Source organism: Pseudooceanicola sp. LIPI14-2-Ac024 (genome assembly GCF_042188925.1).
GTDB lineage: Bacteria > Pseudomonadota > Alphaproteobacteria > Rhodobacterales > Rhodobacteraceae > Pseudooceanicola.
The window spans coordinates 3,852,817-3,868,816 of record NZ_CP170102.1 but is presented as its reverse complement, the minus strand read 5'-3'; the positions used below and the strand labels follow the sequence as shown (position 1 = coordinate 3,868,816).

15 protein-coding genes are annotated in these 16,000 nt (G+C 66.9%); 9 read left to right on the top strand and 6 right to left on the bottom strand.

From position 1 onward, the window contains the following. Positions 1–30 precede the first annotated feature (30 nt). Positions 31–870, bottom strand: coding sequence for a DUF6473 family protein (locus ACE2AC_RS19025; protein WP_375689247.1), 840 nt, complete (start codon positions 868–870; stop codon positions 31–33). 137 nt (positions 871–1,007) lie between these two features. Here ACE2AC_RS19025 and ACE2AC_RS19020 point away from each other — a divergent pair, with 137 nt between their 5' ends. Beyond that, complete coding sequence (locus tag ACE2AC_RS19020; protein ID WP_375689245.1) at positions 1,008–1,883, top strand: 3-hydroxybutyryl-CoA dehydrogenase; 876 nt, start codon at positions 1,008–1,010, stop codon at positions 1,881–1,883. Positions 1,884–1,889: 6 nt separating this feature from the next. Here the strand turns inward: ACE2AC_RS19020 and ACE2AC_RS19015 are convergent, their stop codons facing one another. The 3 genes from ACE2AC_RS19015 to ACE2AC_RS19005 all read right to left on the bottom strand — a co-directional run bounded on the left by ACE2AC_RS19015 (position 1,890) and on the right by ACE2AC_RS19005 (position 5,242). Then, positions 1,890–2,876, bottom strand: a complete 987-nt coding sequence (locus ACE2AC_RS19015) for a hypothetical protein (RefSeq protein WP_375689243.1) — start codon at positions 2,874–2,876, stop codon at positions 1,890–1,892. An 88-nt stretch (positions 2,877–2,964) separates the two neighbouring features. Further along, positions 2,965–3,240, bottom strand: coding sequence for an acylphosphatase (locus ACE2AC_RS19010; RefSeq protein ID WP_375689241.1), 276 nt, complete (start codon positions 3,238–3,240; stop codon positions 2,965–2,967). Positions 3,241–3,271: 31 nt separating this feature from the next. After that, positions 3,272–5,242, bottom strand: coding sequence for a methylmalonyl-CoA mutase family protein (locus tag ACE2AC_RS19005; RefSeq protein WP_375689239.1), 1,971 nt, complete (start codon positions 5,240–5,242; stop codon positions 3,272–3,274). Between the two features lie 385 nt (positions 5,243–5,627). Here ACE2AC_RS19005 and ccrA point away from each other — a divergent pair, with 385 nt between their 5' ends. The 6 genes from ccrA (at position 5,628) to ACE2AC_RS18975 (ending at position 12,109) form a co-directional block, all read left to right on the top strand. After that, positions 5,628–6,914 (top strand): crotonyl-CoA carboxylase/reductase, encoded by a 1,287-nt coding sequence (gene ccrA, locus ACE2AC_RS19000; protein ID WP_375689237.1) that lies wholly within the window; start codon positions 5,628–5,630, stop codon positions 6,912–6,914. A 366-nt stretch (positions 6,915–7,280) separates the two neighbouring features. Then, a complete protein-coding gene (locus tag ACE2AC_RS18995) occupies positions 7,281–8,003 on the top strand; it encodes an autoinducer binding domain-containing protein (protein WP_375689235.1) in 723 nt (240 codons plus the stop codon). A 40-nt stretch (positions 8,004–8,043) separates the two neighbouring features. After that, entirely contained in the window at positions 8,044–9,585 is a 1,542-nt protein-coding gene (locus tag ACE2AC_RS18990) for an ATP-dependent RecD-like DNA helicase (protein ID WP_375689233.1), read from the top strand. Then, on the top strand, positions 9,582–10,307 hold the full coding sequence (locus tag ACE2AC_RS18985; protein ID WP_375689231.1) for an SDR family oxidoreductase: 726 nt from the start codon (positions 9,582–9,584) through the stop codon (positions 10,305–10,307). Before ACE2AC_RS18990 ends, ACE2AC_RS18985 begins: the two co-directional genes overlap by 4 nt. A 111-nt stretch (positions 10,308–10,418) precedes the next feature. Further along, positions 10,419–11,123, top strand: a complete 705-nt coding sequence (gene deoD, locus ACE2AC_RS18980; protein ID WP_375689229.1) for a purine-nucleoside phosphorylase — start codon at positions 10,419–10,421, stop codon at positions 11,121–11,123. Then, positions 11,120–12,109 carry an aldo/keto reductase gene (locus tag ACE2AC_RS18975; protein ID WP_375689227.1) on the top strand — a complete coding sequence of 330 codons (990 nt, stop codon included), beginning with the start codon at positions 11,120–11,122 and terminating at the stop codon, positions 12,107–12,109. The genes deoD and ACE2AC_RS18975 overlap by 4 nt, the downstream gene beginning before the upstream one ends. Before the next feature lie 80 nt (positions 12,110–12,189). Here ACE2AC_RS18975 and ACE2AC_RS18970 read toward each other — a convergent pair whose 3' ends face one another. Beyond that, positions 12,190–13,035 carry an urea carboxylase-associated family protein gene (locus tag ACE2AC_RS18970; RefSeq protein ID WP_375689226.1) on the bottom strand — a complete coding sequence of 282 codons (846 nt, stop codon included), beginning with the start codon at positions 13,033–13,035 and terminating at the stop codon, positions 12,190–12,192. Positions 13,036–13,210: 175 nt separating this feature from the next. Between ACE2AC_RS18970 and yghU the strand changes: the two genes are divergently transcribed. Together yghU and ACE2AC_RS18960 are read left to right on the top strand one after the other, a co-directional pair. After that, entirely contained in the window at positions 13,211–14,074 is an 864-nt protein-coding gene (yghU, locus tag ACE2AC_RS18965) for a glutathione-dependent disulfide-bond oxidoreductase (RefSeq protein ID WP_375689224.1), read from the top strand. Between the two features lies 1 nt (position 14,075). Next, positions 14,076–14,648, top strand: a complete 573-nt coding sequence (locus ACE2AC_RS18960) for a GNAT family N-acetyltransferase (RefSeq protein ID WP_375689222.1) — start codon at positions 14,076–14,078, stop codon at positions 14,646–14,648. A gap of 179 nt (positions 14,649–14,827) precedes the next feature. Here ACE2AC_RS18960 and ACE2AC_RS18955 read toward each other — a convergent pair whose 3' ends face one another. Then, complete coding sequence (locus tag ACE2AC_RS18955) at positions 14,828–16,000, bottom strand: type III PLP-dependent enzyme (protein ID WP_375689220.1); 1,173 nt, start codon at positions 15,998–16,000, stop codon at positions 14,828–14,830.

The window sequence follows — 16,000 nt, the reverse complement described above, 5'->3', positions numbered from 1 at the left end:
GGGCCCGCCTTTTGGCGGGCCCTTTGCGTTTCAGCCTTGCAGGGCCAGCACATCGGCCAGGTGGGCGATGATCCGTTCGGCCGCCTCGGCATGTGCGGCGGGGCCCATCACCTCGGACGCGGCGGGGGCCTCGATCTCGGAAAACACCATGCCCTCGGTGCCCCTGGCCAGCGCGGCGGGGCTGACGGTCGCGTCGATCACCTCGACCGGGGCGGGTTTCAGCGCGGCAATCATCTCGGGCGTCACGAACAGCGGATCGGCCCCGACGTGGTCCATGCCCGACGCGTCGCGCGGGGCGTGATCCGCGAACCAGAGCAGGAGGACCGGCCGTTCGATCTGGCGGATCAACTCGCTGATCCGGGCGACCCAGGCGAACTGCAACTCGGCCACGAGGATGGCAAATCGCTCGGGCGCGTCCTGCGCCAGGGTGCTCAGCAGGTGGCGGGTGAAGTGGAATTCCGTGAAGTCGGTGCCGGGGAACACCCGGCGCATCAGGAACGACGCCTCGACGAAGCGGTCGTTGCGCCGGGGATGCACGGCGTAATAGCGATTCGACATGTTCTGTGCGCCGGGCACCTGCAGGACAACCGCCCGCGCGCCCCGCGCCGCGGCCAGCACCCCGGGATCGTTGAGGAAGGCATCCGCGCCCGCGTTCATCCAGCCAAGGTTGGCGCAGGTCAGCCCGAGCCTGTCGCCGACCAGAGCGGGAAAGGGCCGCGGGATGAACCGCCCGTAGGTGTCCGTGCCCCCCAGGAAGGCGACGTAATCGCCGTCCAGTTGGCTGCGCGGCCCGCGAAAGGAATGCTTGGAGCCGGCGTAGCGACAGGGAAAATAGTCCAGCGCCGCGGCGCCCTGTTTCTCATAGGTCATGGAACCCACCACCAAATTGTCTCACCCGCGCCTCTTGTCGCGCAAAAATCCTAACGCATTCCTAATCCTGCCCGGCCTTGCAGAGCCCCGCGCCCCGCGCCTATTGTCCCGGCGACCACAGAACGGAGAGCGGGCACATGGAGATCGAACGCATCGGCATCATCGGCGCGGGCCAGATGGGCAACGGCATCGCGCATGTGATGGCGTTGGCGGGCTATGACGTCCTGCTGAACGACATCAGCCAGGATGCGCTGGACAAGGCGCTGGCGCTGATCGATCGCAACCTGGCCCGGCAGGTCAGCCGCGATGTCATCAGCGACGCGGCCAAGTCCGAGGCGATGGCCCGGATCAAGACCACGCTCACCCTGCCCGACCTCGGCCAGACCGACCTGGTGATCGAGGCCGCGACCGAGCGCGAGACGGTGAAGGACGCGATCTTCAAAGAACTGGTGCCGCACCTGCAGGATCACACGATCCTGACCTCGAACACCTCGTCGATCTCGATCACGCGACTGGCCTCGCGCACCGACCGGCCGGAACGCTTCATGGGGTTCCACTTCATGAACCCGGTCCCCGTGATGCAGCTGGTCGAACTGATCCGCGGCATCGCGACGGACGAGGCGACCTACAAGGCCTGCCACGGCATCGTCGACCGGATCGGCAAGACCGCGGCCTCGGCCGAGGATTTCCCGGCCTTCATCGTGAACCGGATCCTCGTGCCGATGATCAACGAGGCGGTCTATACGCTCTACGAGGGCGTGGGGAACGTGAAGTCGATCGACCAGGCGATGAAGCTGGGTGCGAACCACCCGATGGGCCCGCTGGAGCTGGCCGATTTCATCGGGCTCGACACCTGCCTTGCGATCATGAACGTGCTGCACGACGGTCTGGCGGATACAAAGTACCGCCCCTGCCCGCTGCTGACCAAGTATGTCGAGGCGGGCTGGCTGGGCCGCAAGACCGGGCGCGGGTTCTACGACTACAGCGGCGAGACCCCGATGCCGACGCGCTGAGGCGCCTCAGGGAATGTACAGCGTGCCATAGCCGAGGTGCCGTTCCGGCGGCGCCACGGTGAAGGCGCCCTTGGCCCGTTCACCGGTGTCCAGGATATCCTCGCGCCGAGCCTTACGGCGTTTCGTCACCCCCTGGCAGACCAGCTGCTCCAGCCGTTCCTCCCCCGCTTCGACGCGGCAGTAGCGGCTGGGGCGGAGCCCGCCGACAGGCCGGGCCCGGGCGGATTTCTGGAACGCCTGGCGGAACTCGACATTCAGCAGCGGCGCGAGCGGTTCGCCCGGCGTGTATCGCGCGGTGACCCGGCCGGTCAGGGACGCCCCCGGCGGCAGGCCGCGCGTCGTCATCCCGTCAAGCGAAAGCGTCCCTATCCCCTGCGAGTTGCGCGTCGTGGTGGCGGGATAGAAAAACAGGCTGGCCCGCGCACCGAAGCGCAGCTTCTCACCCACGGCGCGGGACCAGGCGACAAAAGCGTCCAGCCCATGGCGCGGCACGTTGCCCGCGGGCCCCTTGGCCGGGTCCGTGTAGTCGCGGAACGGCTGGTAGAGGTTGGCGCCGAACCGCAAGCTGTCGGCATCGGGCCCCAGCCCGAGCCTTTCGTATTCACCGCCCAGCGTCACCTGCCCCACGATCCGGTCCGAGGTGCTTTTCTTGCCGACGTCGACATAGGCGTTCACGCCGACGATCTGGCGCGGGCTCAGCACCTTTCGCGAAACCTTGCCAAAGCTCACCCGCCCCCAGGACGCGGTGCTGCTGCCGCCATAGCTCACCCTGGCCTGAATGAAGTCGGCGCCGTGCTCGGACAGCCGGAACGGCGTGAACACGTCGGCCGAGAACGCGGTCGCCGCACCGGACAGGTGCAGCGCGTAACCGCCCGAGGCGGCATAGGCATTGGCGCCGGGGACCAGCAATGTCGACCGCGCCTCCTGGCCGAGGGCGGGCGGGGTCAACGCAAGCAGGCCGCCGAGCAGAAAGGCGAACCGGAGATGTGACATGCCTTCCGAGTTAGACGGCACGCCTTAAAGCACAATTCACGATTGCACTTCCGCCGCGTCATGCGCAGTTATCCGCGGACGTATGGTTTCAGTGCCGGATTTCAAAGCCGGCCCGGTCGGGTGGTGCCGCAATTTCAGACTGAACATCGCGCACGTCGGCCGATCCCGGACCCTGCCAGAAATCGGTCTCCATTTGGCTGACCGCGTCGCGCGGGCCGCTGATCAGCGCCAGGACCGAGCCGTATTCCTCGTTCCTGACCCATCCCTTGAGGCCCAGTTTCTCGGCATGTCCCTGCGTCCAGGCGCGGAACCCCACGCCCTGCACGCGGCCGGTGATCCTGATCTTCCTGCTTTCGTCGCTCATGAGATCCTCCCCTGCCCGCCGGCAGGCGGGCTCACTCGGCGGCGACGGCTTTCGGGTCGGCCAGCGCCACCACATCAAGCATGATCGAGTTTAGCTCGAAATCCTTCGGCGTATAGACCCGAGCGACTCCCATGGTGAGCATCTTCTGAGCATCGACTTCGGGGATGATGCCACCGACGATGACGGGGATGTGGCCCAGCCCCGCCTCGCGCATGCGGGTCAGGACGTCCTCGACCAACGGCATGTGCGACCCCGACAGGATCGACAGCCCGACGACATGGGCATTCTGTTCCTGCGCGGCCGTCACGATCTCTTCCGGCGTCAGGCGGATGCCTTCGTAGCTGATGTCCATGCCGCAGTCACGGGCACGGAAGGCGATCTGCTCGGCGCCGTTGGAATGGCCGTCGAGGCCCGGCTTGCCGATCACGAACTTGAGCCGCCGCCCGAGACGGTCGCTGACCGCATCGACCGCGTCGCGGATGTCGTCGAGGCCCTCGGTCTTGTTCGACTGGCCCGCCGCGACACCGGTGGGGCCGCGGTATTCACCATGCACGCTGCGCATTTGCGCGGCCCATTCGCCTGTCGTCACGCCGGCCTTGGCCGCGGCGATCGAGGCGGGCATCACGTTCTCGCCCTTCTCTGCCGCGTCGCGCAGGGCCGCGAGCGCGGCACTGACGGCCGCCTCGTCCCGTTCGGAGCGCCAGGCATCGAGGCGCGCGATCTGGTCGGCCTCGACCGCGGGATCGACCGTCATGATGCCGCCGTCCGAGCCCATCAAGGGCGAGGGCTCGGCCTCGGTCCAGCGGTTCACGCCGACGACGATGGTTTCCTCGCGCTCGATCCGGTTCACGCGGTCGGCATTGCTCTCCACCAGCCGCGACTTCATGTATTCGATCGCCTTCACCGCGCCGCCCATCGAATCCAGGTTGGCGAGTTCCGCGCGCGCGCCGTCCTTCAGCGCCTCGACCTTGCGATCCACTGCCGGGTTGCCGTCGAAGAGGTCGTCGAATTCCAGCAGGTCGGTCTCGTAGGCCATGATCTGCTGCATCCGGAGCGACCATTGCTGGTCCCACGGCCGCGGCAGGCCAAGCGCCTCGTTCCAGGCTGGCAGTTGCACAGCGCGGGCCCGGGCCTTTTTCGACAGGGTCACCGCCAGCATCTCGATCAGGATGCGATAGACGTTGTTCTCGGGCTGCTGTTCGGTCAGGCCCAACGAGTTCACCTGCACGCCATAGCGGAAGCGGCGGAACTTCTCCTCCTCCACGCCGTAGCGCTCGCGGCAGATCTCGTCCCAGAGATCGACGAAGGCGCGCATCTTGCACATCTCGGTCACGAAGCGGATGCCCGCGTTCACGAAGAAACTGATCCGGCCCACGACGGTCGGGAAATCCTCGGCCGGGACACGGGGGCGCAGTTCGTCCAGCACGGCGATGCCGGTGGCCAGCGCATAGGCCAACTCCTGCTCGGGCGTCGCACCGGCCTCTTGCAGGTGGTAGGAACACACGTTCATCGGGTTCCATTTCGGGACGTTCCGATAGCAATACTCGGCCACGTCCGCGATCATCTTGAGGCTGGGCTGCGGCGGGCAGATGTAGGTGCCGCGGCTGAGGTATTCCTTGATCAGGTCGTTCTGGACGGTGCCCTGCAGCTGTTCGGCCGACGCCCCCTGCTCCTCGGCCACGGCGATGTAGAGCGCCAGCAGCCAGGGCGCCGTCGCGTTGATCGTCATCGAGGTGTTCATCTCAGCCAGCGGGATCTGGTCGAAGAGGGTGCGCATGTCGCCGAGGTGGCTGATCGGCACGCCGACCTTGCCGACCTCGCCCCGCGCCAGCACGTGGTCGCTGTCATAGCCAGTCTGGGTCGGCAGGTCGAAGGCGACCGACAGGCCGGTCTGCCCCTTCTTGAGGTTGGTCCGGTAAAGCGCGTTGGAGGCCGCGGCGGTGGAGTGCCCGGAATAGGTGCGGAACAGCCAGGGCTTGTCCTTTTTCGGTGCGTCGGTCATCGCGGGCCTCTCGTGAATCGGGCGAGTAATTTTCTTTCGTCCGGGTGTAGATATCGGACAGAAACTGGCGATGTCAATTCGCCGCAACGCGGCGTCCCTGCCCGGAACCATAGCATGCTGCCCGCATGACACCCGAAATTTCTGCCGCTGCGTCACGTCGGGGCCAGAGAATCGTGGATCGAAGGCCAAGCGCCAAGCATAGTTGAGCCAGAGGGGCGTTTCCCGGGCAGCGACAGTCGGCCGGGTGAGCGACCTTCTGCATCGAGCGGGTCATAAAATTACAAAACGTTACCCCTCGGGCATTGCAAAGTTGCGCACCCACCGATATTCGGTGGCGCAGACTTCGCGATTCTGCATCGCGGCAAGACACATGCAGGAGGCACCCATGGCTCTCGACAAGGAAGCGGGCATCGCAACCTACGACGCCCCGAAGAAAGACCTTTACGAAGTGGGCGAAATGCCCCCGCTCGGCCATGTGCCGAAGCAGATGTACGCCTGGGCGATCCGGCGCGAGCGTCACGGTGAGCCGGACACCTCGTTCCAGGTCGAGGTGGTCGACACCTGGCAGGTCGACAGCCACGAGGTCCTCGTCCTCGTGATGGCGGCCGGCGTGAACTACAACGGCGTCTGGGCCGGCCTTGGCCAGCCGATCAGCCCGTTCGACGTGCACGGGCAGGACTATCACATCGCAGGGTCCGACGCCTCGGGCATCGTCTGGGCGGTCGGCGACAAGGTGAAGAACTGGAAGGTGGGCGACGAGGTCGTGATCCACTGCAACCAGGACGACGGCGACGACGAGGAATGCAACGGCGGCGACCCGATGTTCTCGCCCAGTCAGCGGATCTGGGGCTACGAGACCGGCGACGGCTCGTTTGCCCAGTTCACCCGCGTTCAGGCGCAGCAGCTGATGCCGCGCCCCAAGCACCTGACCTGGGAAGAAAGCGCCTGCTACACGCTGACGCTGGCCACCGCCTACCGGATGCTGTTCGGCCATCACCCGCATGAGCTGAAGCCCGGCCAGAATGTCCTTGTCTGGGGCGCGTCCGGCGGCCTCGGCTCCTACGCGATCCAGCTGGCAAACACCGCGGGCGCGAATGCGATCGGCGTTATTTCCGACGAGAGCAAGCGTCAGTTCGTGCTGGACCAGGGCGCAAAGGGCGTGATCAACCGCAAGGAATTCAATTGCTGGGGCCAGCTCCCCACGGTGAATTCGCCGGAGTACAACGAGTGGCTCAAGGAAGCGCGCAAGTTCGGCAAGGCGATCTGGGACATCACCGGCAAGGGCGTGAACGTCGACATGGTGTTCGAACACCCGGGCGAGGCAACGTTCCCGGTGTCGACGCTGGTGGTCAAGAAAGGCGGGATCGTGGTGATCTGCGCCGGGACCTCGGGCTTCAACACGACGTTCGACGTGCGCTACATGTGGATGCACCAGAAGCGCCTGCAGGGGTCGCACTTTGCCAACCTCAAGCAGGCCGCCAGCGCCAACCGCCTGATGGTGGAACGCCGGCTTGATCCCTGCATGTCCGAGCTCTTCCCATGGGACGAAATCCCGGCGGCTCACATGAAGATGCTGCGCAACGAGCACAAGCCCGGCAACATGGCCGTCCTGGTCCAGTCGCCGCGCCCCGGCTTGCGCACGCTCGAGGACGTGGTCGAGGCCGGCAAGTAACGTTAAGATACGTAGCGCTAATCAAGCCCTCCGCGTTCAGCCGAAATGAATGCGGGGGGCATCCTTTTTCTATTCCAGTATTTTCAGTCCCTTGGCGAAATGCAGCCTCCCCGGAATCGGGGAATTGCTTTCGAACGATTTTCTAATGATTCTGGCCTTCACGGGAGAAGGTTAACCGCCTGTTAACCTTTAGTACGCAATTCTGAAGGGGCATTGGTATGGGGCACGATTGGATCGTCGACGTGCTGGCCGACCTCAAGCGGTACGCGCAGCGGCACCGGCTTGACGACCTGAACGCTTCACTCGGCAATGCGATCTTGGTCGCGGAACGATCCGCGCCATACGCTGGGGAGCGATTGGGGGGGCATGTTCCACGCGCGGACGACATCGGCCAACGCATTGCGGAGCGTACTGGCGAAAGTAGATGATTTCGCCGGATTGCAATGGCTGATCGAAAGGGGACGACGGACCTACCGGACGGACCACATGGTCTATCACTGGGTCAACGCGCCCGACGGGCAGATCGCCTGCGGCACCTACCCGGCCGACTGGGCGGTGCGCTATGACACCTGCGGCTACCAGCGGATCGACCCGGTGGTCCTGGCCTGCGCCAACAGCTTCGATCCCGTCGACTGGAAACGGCTCGACTGGTCGCGCCGGCAGCTCCGCAACTTTCTGGCCGAGGCACAGGCCCACGGGCTGTCGGGCCAGGGCCTGTCGCTGCCGATCCACGGGCCGAACGGCGAATTTGCCATACTCACCGCCAACCATGGCTGCTCGGACGAGGAATGGGCCCGGTTCTCGGCCGCGAATTCGGACCAGCTGCACCTGCTGGGCCACGCGATCCACGGCTGCGCGCGCCGGATCCTCGACCGCCAGCCCATCGCCCTGACCGACCTCAGCCCGCGCGAGGCGGATGCGATGCAGCTGATCGCCAGCGGGGTTGATCGGCAGAACGCGGCACGGCGGCTCGAGATCTCGGAACACACGCTGCGCGACCACCTCGCCTCGGCCCGCGCCAAGCTGGGGGCGCGCAACCTGCACCACGCGGTCGCCAAGGCGGTCGCAAAGGGCCAGATCGTGATCTGATCCGCTGGCGCCCCTCCGCCCGCGGGGATAGGGTGCGGGCATGACCGCGCCCGCCCCCCTGCCCGCCCTGACGCTCAGCCACGACCAGGCCGAGGCCCATGACCGCATCGCCGAGATGCTGCGCCAGGCCGGCATCGACCTGGACAACGGCACCACGCGTCCGCCGGGCGGTGACAAGCAGCGGGTGATGGCGGTGACCGGCAAGGCCGGGTCGGGCAAGACGCTTCTCCTGGCCGAGGTCGTGCGGGCCGCGCGCGAGGCCGGGGTCAGCATCGTCTCCGGCGACTACGAGCCGAAGAAGACCGACGGCAAGCGGACGCTGGCGATCCTCGCGCCGACCAACAAGGCCGCGTCGGTCCTGCGGCTGCGCGGCGTGCCCGCGACCACGATCCACCGGATCATATATACCCCGGTCTACGACCCGGAATACGAGAAGATCGCCGAATGGCTGGCCGGCGAGGGCGACCGCCCCGAGATCGCGGACCTGCCCGAAGAGGCGCTGGACCGCGCCTACGCCTTCTACCAGCTCAACAGCTCCGTACCCGGTGCACTGGCCGCGGCGGGCCTGCGGGGATCGGATTTCATCACCGGCTGGAAACGGCGCGACGACCCTCTCGACCTCGGGCTGGTCGACGAGGCGTCGATGCTGGACGAAAAGCAGTTCAACGACCTCAAGGACATCTTTCCAACCCTGCTGCTCTTCGGCGACCCGGCACAGCTCGCCCCGGTGAACCAGTCGGGCAAGATGGTGTTCGACGACCTGCCGGAGCCGGCGGTCATGTCGCTGAGCCGCATCCACCGGCAGGACGCCGACAACCCGATCCTGGACCTGGCCCACGCGCTGGCCGATCCGCAGATGGATTTCTACAATTTCGAACGCCTGGTCGAGGAGAAGGCGGCGCAGGACGATCGCGTCGTCTGGGGCCAGCGGGTCGAAGTCGACCTGATGGCGCGGTCTCCGGTCCTCGTCTGGCGCAACGCCACGCGGATCCGCCTGATCCAGGCCTTCCGCGCGGTGAACGGTGCGCCCGAGGATGCGCTCCTGCCGGGCGAGCCGTTGATCTGCGACGGGATCGAGCTGCCGCTCAAGCACCGCAAGCGGCGGCTGGACCTCGAGGCGCGCGGGCTGATCAAGGGGGCGCAGGTGATCTACCTCGGGCCCGGGTCGAAACCCGGCTTCTCGCGCTTGCACGTGATGGGGGCCGAGAACCCGCAGGTCTCTGCCGCCTCGATCGTGAAGATCGAGAAACCGGACGAGGAAGAGCCCTTCATCCCCTATGCCGCCCGCATGGGCGCGGCCTTCCTGCACGGCGCGGCCGTCACGATCCACAAGGCGCAGGGCTCGCAGTGGGAAAACGTGCAGGTCTTTGCCCCGGACCTCTACGCCGCCGCCCGGACCGGCCGGAACGAGGCGGGGCAGCCGCTCTGGAAGCGGCTGGCCTATGTCGCGATCACCCGGGCGGAACAGCGGCTGTTCTGGGTGGTGCGCAACCGGCTGTCCAAGCCGTCTGGACCGCTGCAGATCGATGACCTCAAGGCCGCGCCGGTCGCTCCGCTGGAACTGATGCGGGAGGAAGAATGACCAAGTCGATCCTGATCACCGGGGCCTCCTCCGGCATCGGCGCCGCCTGCGCGCGGCTGTTCCTGGACCAGGGCTGGCGCGTCGGCCTGCTGGCCCGGCGCGCCGAGCTGCTTGAAGAGATCGCGGCGGGCCACCCGAACGCGCTCTGCCTGGCTGCCGACGTCACCGACGAGGCCGCCGTGAACTCGGCCTTCGACGCCTTCAACGACTGGGCCGGCCGCATCGACGTGCTCTTCAACAATGCCGGCAGCTTCGGCAAGGCGGCCCTGATCGACGAGATGTCGCCCGACGATTTCCGCGCTGTCGTCGACCTCAACGTGACCGGTATGTTCCTCTGCGCCCGCGCGGCCTTTGGCCGGATGCGGCGGCAGGACCCGCAGGGCGGGCGCATCGTCAACAACGGCTCGATCTCGGCGCACGTCCCGCGGGAACGCTCGGTCGCCTACACCACGACGAAACACGCGGTGACCGGGCTGACGCGCACGCTGTCGCTCGACGGCCGGGACTTCGGCATCGCCTGCGGCCAGATCGACATCGGCAATGCCCGCACGCCCCTGCTGGAGGAGGCCGTGAAGGCCGCGCCGCCGGGACAGGAACCCGCCACCATGGATGTCGCTCACGCCGCTCGCGCCGTGCTGCAGATGGCCGAGCTGCCGCCCGAGGCGAACGTGCAGTTCATGACGATCATGGCGACGACGATGCCCTACATCGGCCGGGGGTGAAGGGCCGGATCGATGGCTGGGTGGGGTTCCACCTCGCAAGCCCCACCGCCGCATTGCATTCATCGTCCCCGCCGGGGATAGTCCCGCCAACGACCCACGAGGAGCCGAACCATGTCCATCCACATCGGGGCCGAGCCCGGCCAGATCGCCGAAACCGTCCTGCTGCCCGGCGATCCCTACCGCGCGAAATGGGCGGCAGAGACCTTCCTGTCCGACGTGACCTGCGTGAACCAGGTGCGCGGGATGCTGGGCTTCACCGGCACTTGGAAGGGCAACCGCGTCACCATCCATGGCACCGGCATGGGCATGCCCTCGCTCTCGATCTATGTGAACGAGCTGATCCGCGACTATGGCGCCAAGACCCTGATCCGCATCGGCTCCTGCGGCGCGATGCAGGAAGACGTGAAGGTCCGCGACGTGATCCTCGCGATGTCGGCCACCACGATCTCGACCCCGTCGCTCGGCATTTTCAAGGAACTGAACTTTGCCCCGACCGCCGATTTCGGCCTTCTTCACGAGGCCTGGAAGGTGGCCCAGGCACGCGGCGTGCCGACCCACGCGGGCAACATCTACTCGGCCGACGTCTTCTACGACGAGCGCCCAGACCTCAACGAACAGATGACCCGTCACGGCGTGCTGGCCGTCGAGATGGAGGCGGCCGAGCTCTACACCCTCGCCGCCCGTCACGGTCGCCGGGCGCTGGCGGTGCTGACCGTGTCCGACCACCTTCTGACCCACGAGGCGCTGCCGTCCGAGGACCGCGAGAAGAGCTTTGGCGACATGGTGGAAATCGCGCTGGAGGCCGCCTTCGCATGACCTTTCCGAAACGACAGCTGGGCACCGGCGGCCCGATGGTGGGCGCCGTGGGGTTCGGCGCGATGTCCTTTGCCGGGTTCTTCGGCCCCACGGACGAAGCGACGTCGCTTGCCACCCTCGACGCGGCGCTGGCGGCGGGGATCGACTTCTGGGACACTTCGAACATGTACGGCATGGGGCTGAGCGAAAGCATCCTCGGCACCTACCTGGCCGAGAACGCGCCACAGGTCACCATCGCCACCAAGGGCGGCATCATCCCGGGCCCGCCGCGCCGGATCGACAACACCGCCGGCCACCTGCGCGAGGAGCTTGAGAAGAGCCTCAAGCGGCTGAATCGCGACAAGGTCGAGCTTTACTACATCCACCGGCGCGACCATTCGATCGAGGTCGAGGATGTGGTCGAAACCCTCGTGGGTTTCATCGAGGAAGGCCTGATCGACGGCTACGGCTTGTCCGAGATCGCCCCCTCGACCCTGCGCCGGGCCCATGCGGTGCATCCCTGCCGCGCGGTGCAGAACGAATATTCGCTCTGGTCCCGTCAGCCCGAACTGGGGCTGATCGACCTATGTGCCGAGCTTGGGGTGGCCTTCGTCCCTTTCTCGCCGCTTGGACGGGGCATGTTCGGCGAACGCTCCGTCGATCCCGCGCAGATGTCGGACCGCGATTTCCGCCGGGCCAATCCGCGGTTCCAGCCGCCGAACTACGACTACAACGTCGCCGCCATCGACGGTTTCCGTGACTTCGCACATTCCAAGGGCACGACGACGGCGGCCATGGCGCTGGCCTGGGTGCTGGACCGGGGTGATCACCTGATCCCGATCCCGGGCACCCGGACTGCGGCGCATCTGAACGAATGGCTGGACGCGGCGACGATCCAGCTAACGGCCGGCAACCGGGCTGAGATCGCACGCCTCCTGCCCGCCGGATTCGCGCATGGCGACCGGTACGCGGACACCCAGATGATGGCGGTCGAGCGGTACTGTTGAGCGGGGCGGATGGTGCGTGACAAGCACGCACCCTACAGCATCCCCGAAGGTAGGGTGCGTGCTCGTCACGCACCGCTCCCTCACATCCCGTGCGTTCCGGAATATCCGTTCACGCCCGGGCTTTCCCACCCCGCGAGCGCTCCGCCCTCCGGCGCGAAAACCTCGATTAACAGCGGGTGACACGCCGCCGCGTCCGAGGAGTGCTCTGACGAACAATCCCCGCCCGGACAGGCCGACAGCGCGCCGAAGAGGTCGATCTCGGCAAAGAACTCGAGATAGTCGCCCGGCCGCACGGGTGAGGCCTTCATGAAGTACTGCCCGGTGTCGCGGGTGAAGCCGGTGCACATGAAGACGTTGAGCACGTCGTGCACCATCCGCGCGGCCTCGGCCACGGGCACGCCCGCCTCGGCCGCGTAGGCGCGCGTCAGGTTGGAATGGCAGCAATGGTGGTAGTCCTGCCCCGACAGCAGGTGATGCGTGTGCGGGTCGCAGCGCGTGCCGATCACGTCGTGCACCCGCCCGCCGAAGTCGTCCTGCCCGTACCAGCCAAGCGTGTCTTCGGTCAGCGTCGCCATCGGCCTGAGGTAGGGAAAGCATGACCACATCCGGTCGCCGACGCTTAGGTGCGTGCCGTGCAGGGCCCGGCTCTTGCCTGAATAGAACCGTTCGTCGTGGTTCGCAGCGTGCCAGAGGTTCAGGTCACCGACCTGCGGCCCCTCGATGTTCGTGATGCGGAAAAAATGCCCGGCCGGCACGTGGAACCCGGCGGCGTCGCGTGGTGCGGCGATGACCTCGGCCACCTTGCGGGCACCGGCGCGGGCACGGGCATAGAGCGCCAGGTCGGGTTGCGGCAGGGTCTCGGTCGGGTAACAGATCACCGGCGGCACGGCGCGGCGGGCATCTGCATCTTTGGGCGCTTGCGTCATCGTCGCAGGATGGCCCGCGCGCCCGCCGGTGACAACAGGTCTTGCACAATCCCTCTCGATGCCCGCGCGGGCCGCACATCCGGTTGCGCGTTCCTGCGGGTTGAGGCCGGGGGCCACAGGGTGTCTAGTCGCGCCAAGACGGCCGCAGGTGCCGCAAACCCGAACAGGAGAGCCCATGCCGAACGACAGCTACACCCCGCCCGAGGTCTGGACCTGGGACCGCGAGAGCGGCGGGCAGTTCGCCAGCATCAACCGCCCGATCGCCGGACCGACCCACGACAAGGAGCTGCCGGTCGGAAAGCACCCGTTCCAGCTCTATTCGCTGGCGACGCCCAACGGGGTGAAGGTCACGGTGATGTTCGAAGAGCTCCTTGCCGCGGGCCATTCCGACGCCGAGTACGACGCCTGGCTGATCAAGATCGGCGACGGCGACCAGTTCGGTTCCGGCTTCGTGTCGGTGAACCCGAACTCCAAGATCCCCGCCCTGCTCGACCGGTCCGGCCCCGAACCGGTGCGCGTGTTCGAAAGCGGGTCGATCCTGCTGCACCTGTCGGACAAGTTCGACGCCTTCCTGCCCAAGGGCGCGGCCCGGACCGAGGCGCTGAACTGGCTCTTTTGGCTGCAAGGCTCCGCCCCCTACCTAGGTGGCGGCTTCGGACATTTCTACAAGTACGCGCCCGAACGCTGGCAGTACCCGATCGACCGCTTCACCATGGAGGTGAAACGCCAGCTCGACGTGCTCGACCGGCGGCTGGGAGAGGCCGAGTACCTTGGCGGCGCCGACTATTCGATCGCCGACATGGCCACCTGGCCCTGGTACGGCGCGTTGGTGAAGAACGTGGTCTACGAGGCCGCCGCGTTCCTCGATGCCGGGACCTATACCAACGTCCTTCGCTGGGCCGACCAGATCGCCAAGCGGCCCGCCGTGCAGCGCGGCCGGATGGTGAACAAGATCTCGGGCGAGCCGTCGGGCCAGCTGCACGTGCGTCACGATGCCGGCGATTTCGAGACCCGGACCCAGGACAAGATCGGCGGCTGAGGTGACGCTTCCGGCCCCCTTCCGCCGTGCCGTCCCGGCCGACGCGCCCGAGGCGGCGCGGCTGAAGAACATCGCCGGGCTCGGCCTGACGCTGCACATCTGGCAAGGCGTCGCGCCCGACGATCCCTGGGGTCACGGCGCGGCGCTGATGGCAAAGGCAATCCGCGCCGGCGAGGTTGTCGTCGCGGGCGAGACGGGATCGATCCGCGGCCAGTTGCACAGCTACCGGGTGCCGGACACGCCGGTGCCCCTCGACACGCTGCCCGCGCTCTACCGCGGTATCGTCCCGCTGCGCGATTCCCTGCCCGGCCACTGGTACATCGACGACATCGCCACCACGCCCGAGGCCCGAGGCCAGGGCCTCGGCACCCGGATGCTGGCACTGGCCGAGGCGCAGGCCCGCGATGCGGGCGCCCCCGGGGTGTGCCTGATCGTCGCCGACACCAACACCGGCGCGCGGCGGCTCTATGACAGGGCAGGCTATGCCGAGGCCGACAGCGCGGCCTTCGACCCGCTGGGCTGGGACACGCCGACCCGCCGGTTCATCCTGATGCGCAAGCCGCTCGCAGCCTGACCACCGGACACACCCTGCAGACACGTTGAAGGGGCGCGGAGGGTCCCCTCCCCTCCGCGCCCCGACGCCTTCAGATCGTTGAGTAGAAGTCTCGTCACCCCGGCACGGGCGCGGTGCGCGGCTTGATGCCCCGCACACTGCTCGTTTCCGTACATGGACTTGCGCCCGACGTGCCTAGGTCAGATGACGACGATGTCCAACGGCGGGAAGCCGTTGAAACCGACCGAGGCGTAGGTCGAGGTGTAGGCGCCGCAGTTGCGGATCAGGAAGCGGTCGCCCGACTTCAGACCCACCGGCAGCTCCACCGGGCGTTTTTCGTAGAGCACGTCCGCGCTGTCGCAGGACGGACCCGCGAGGATGCAGGGGCCCATGGCTTCGTGGTCGCGGTCGGTGGTGAACTGGTAACGGATCGCCTCGTCCATGGTCTCTGCCAGGCCCGAGAACTTGCCGATGTCCAGGTACACCCAGCGGTGCAGGTCGGCGTCCGACTTCTTGGACACCAGCAGCACCTCGGCCGCGATCATGCCGGCTTCGGCGACCAGGCCGCGACCGGGTTCCGCCATCACGTGCGGGACGTCGCCGAACCGCTCGGTCACCAGCTCCATCACGCGGCGGGCATAGGGGGTCGGGCCCTGGATTTCCTCGCCGTAGTAGGCCGGGAATCCACCGCCGATGTTCAGCAGGGTCAGGTCGTGGCCGGCGTCCTTCGCGGCATGCCAGACGGCTGCGATCTGGTCGAGCGTGGCGATCCACATCTCGGCGCGCTTGGTTTGCGAGCCGACGTGGAACGACAGGCCGACCGGCTTGAGGCCAAGGTCGCGCGCCATGTCCAGCAGGCGCACGGCACCTTCGCGGGCCACGCCAAACTTGCGCGACAGCGGCCAGTCAGCTTCCGACGCATCCACGATCAGGCGGATGTAGACCTCGGCGCCGGGGGCGAATTCGGCAATCTTTTCCAGCTCTTCGTCGGCATCTGCCGCGAAGAGGGTCACACCGGCGTGGAACGCGAACTCGATGTCGCGCGGCTTTTTCACGGTGTTGCCGAACGAGATGTGGTCCGGACGGGCACCAAGGGACAGGCAGAGCTCGATCTCGGCGCGCGAGGCGGCGTCGAAGCCCGATCCGATGTCGACCAGGCGCTCGATGATCTCGCGCTGCGGGTTGGCTTTCACGGCATAGTGGATGCGGGCGTGGCCGAGGCCGGCCTTCAGCGCGTGGTACTGCTCTTCGACGCGATCCACGTCCAGGACGAGGGTCGGACGGTCGAAGGTGTTGGCACGGATGAAGGATTCGATGCGATGCGAGCGTGCAATATCTGCGCGGGCCGAGAAATCGGCTACGTAAGCGTTCAT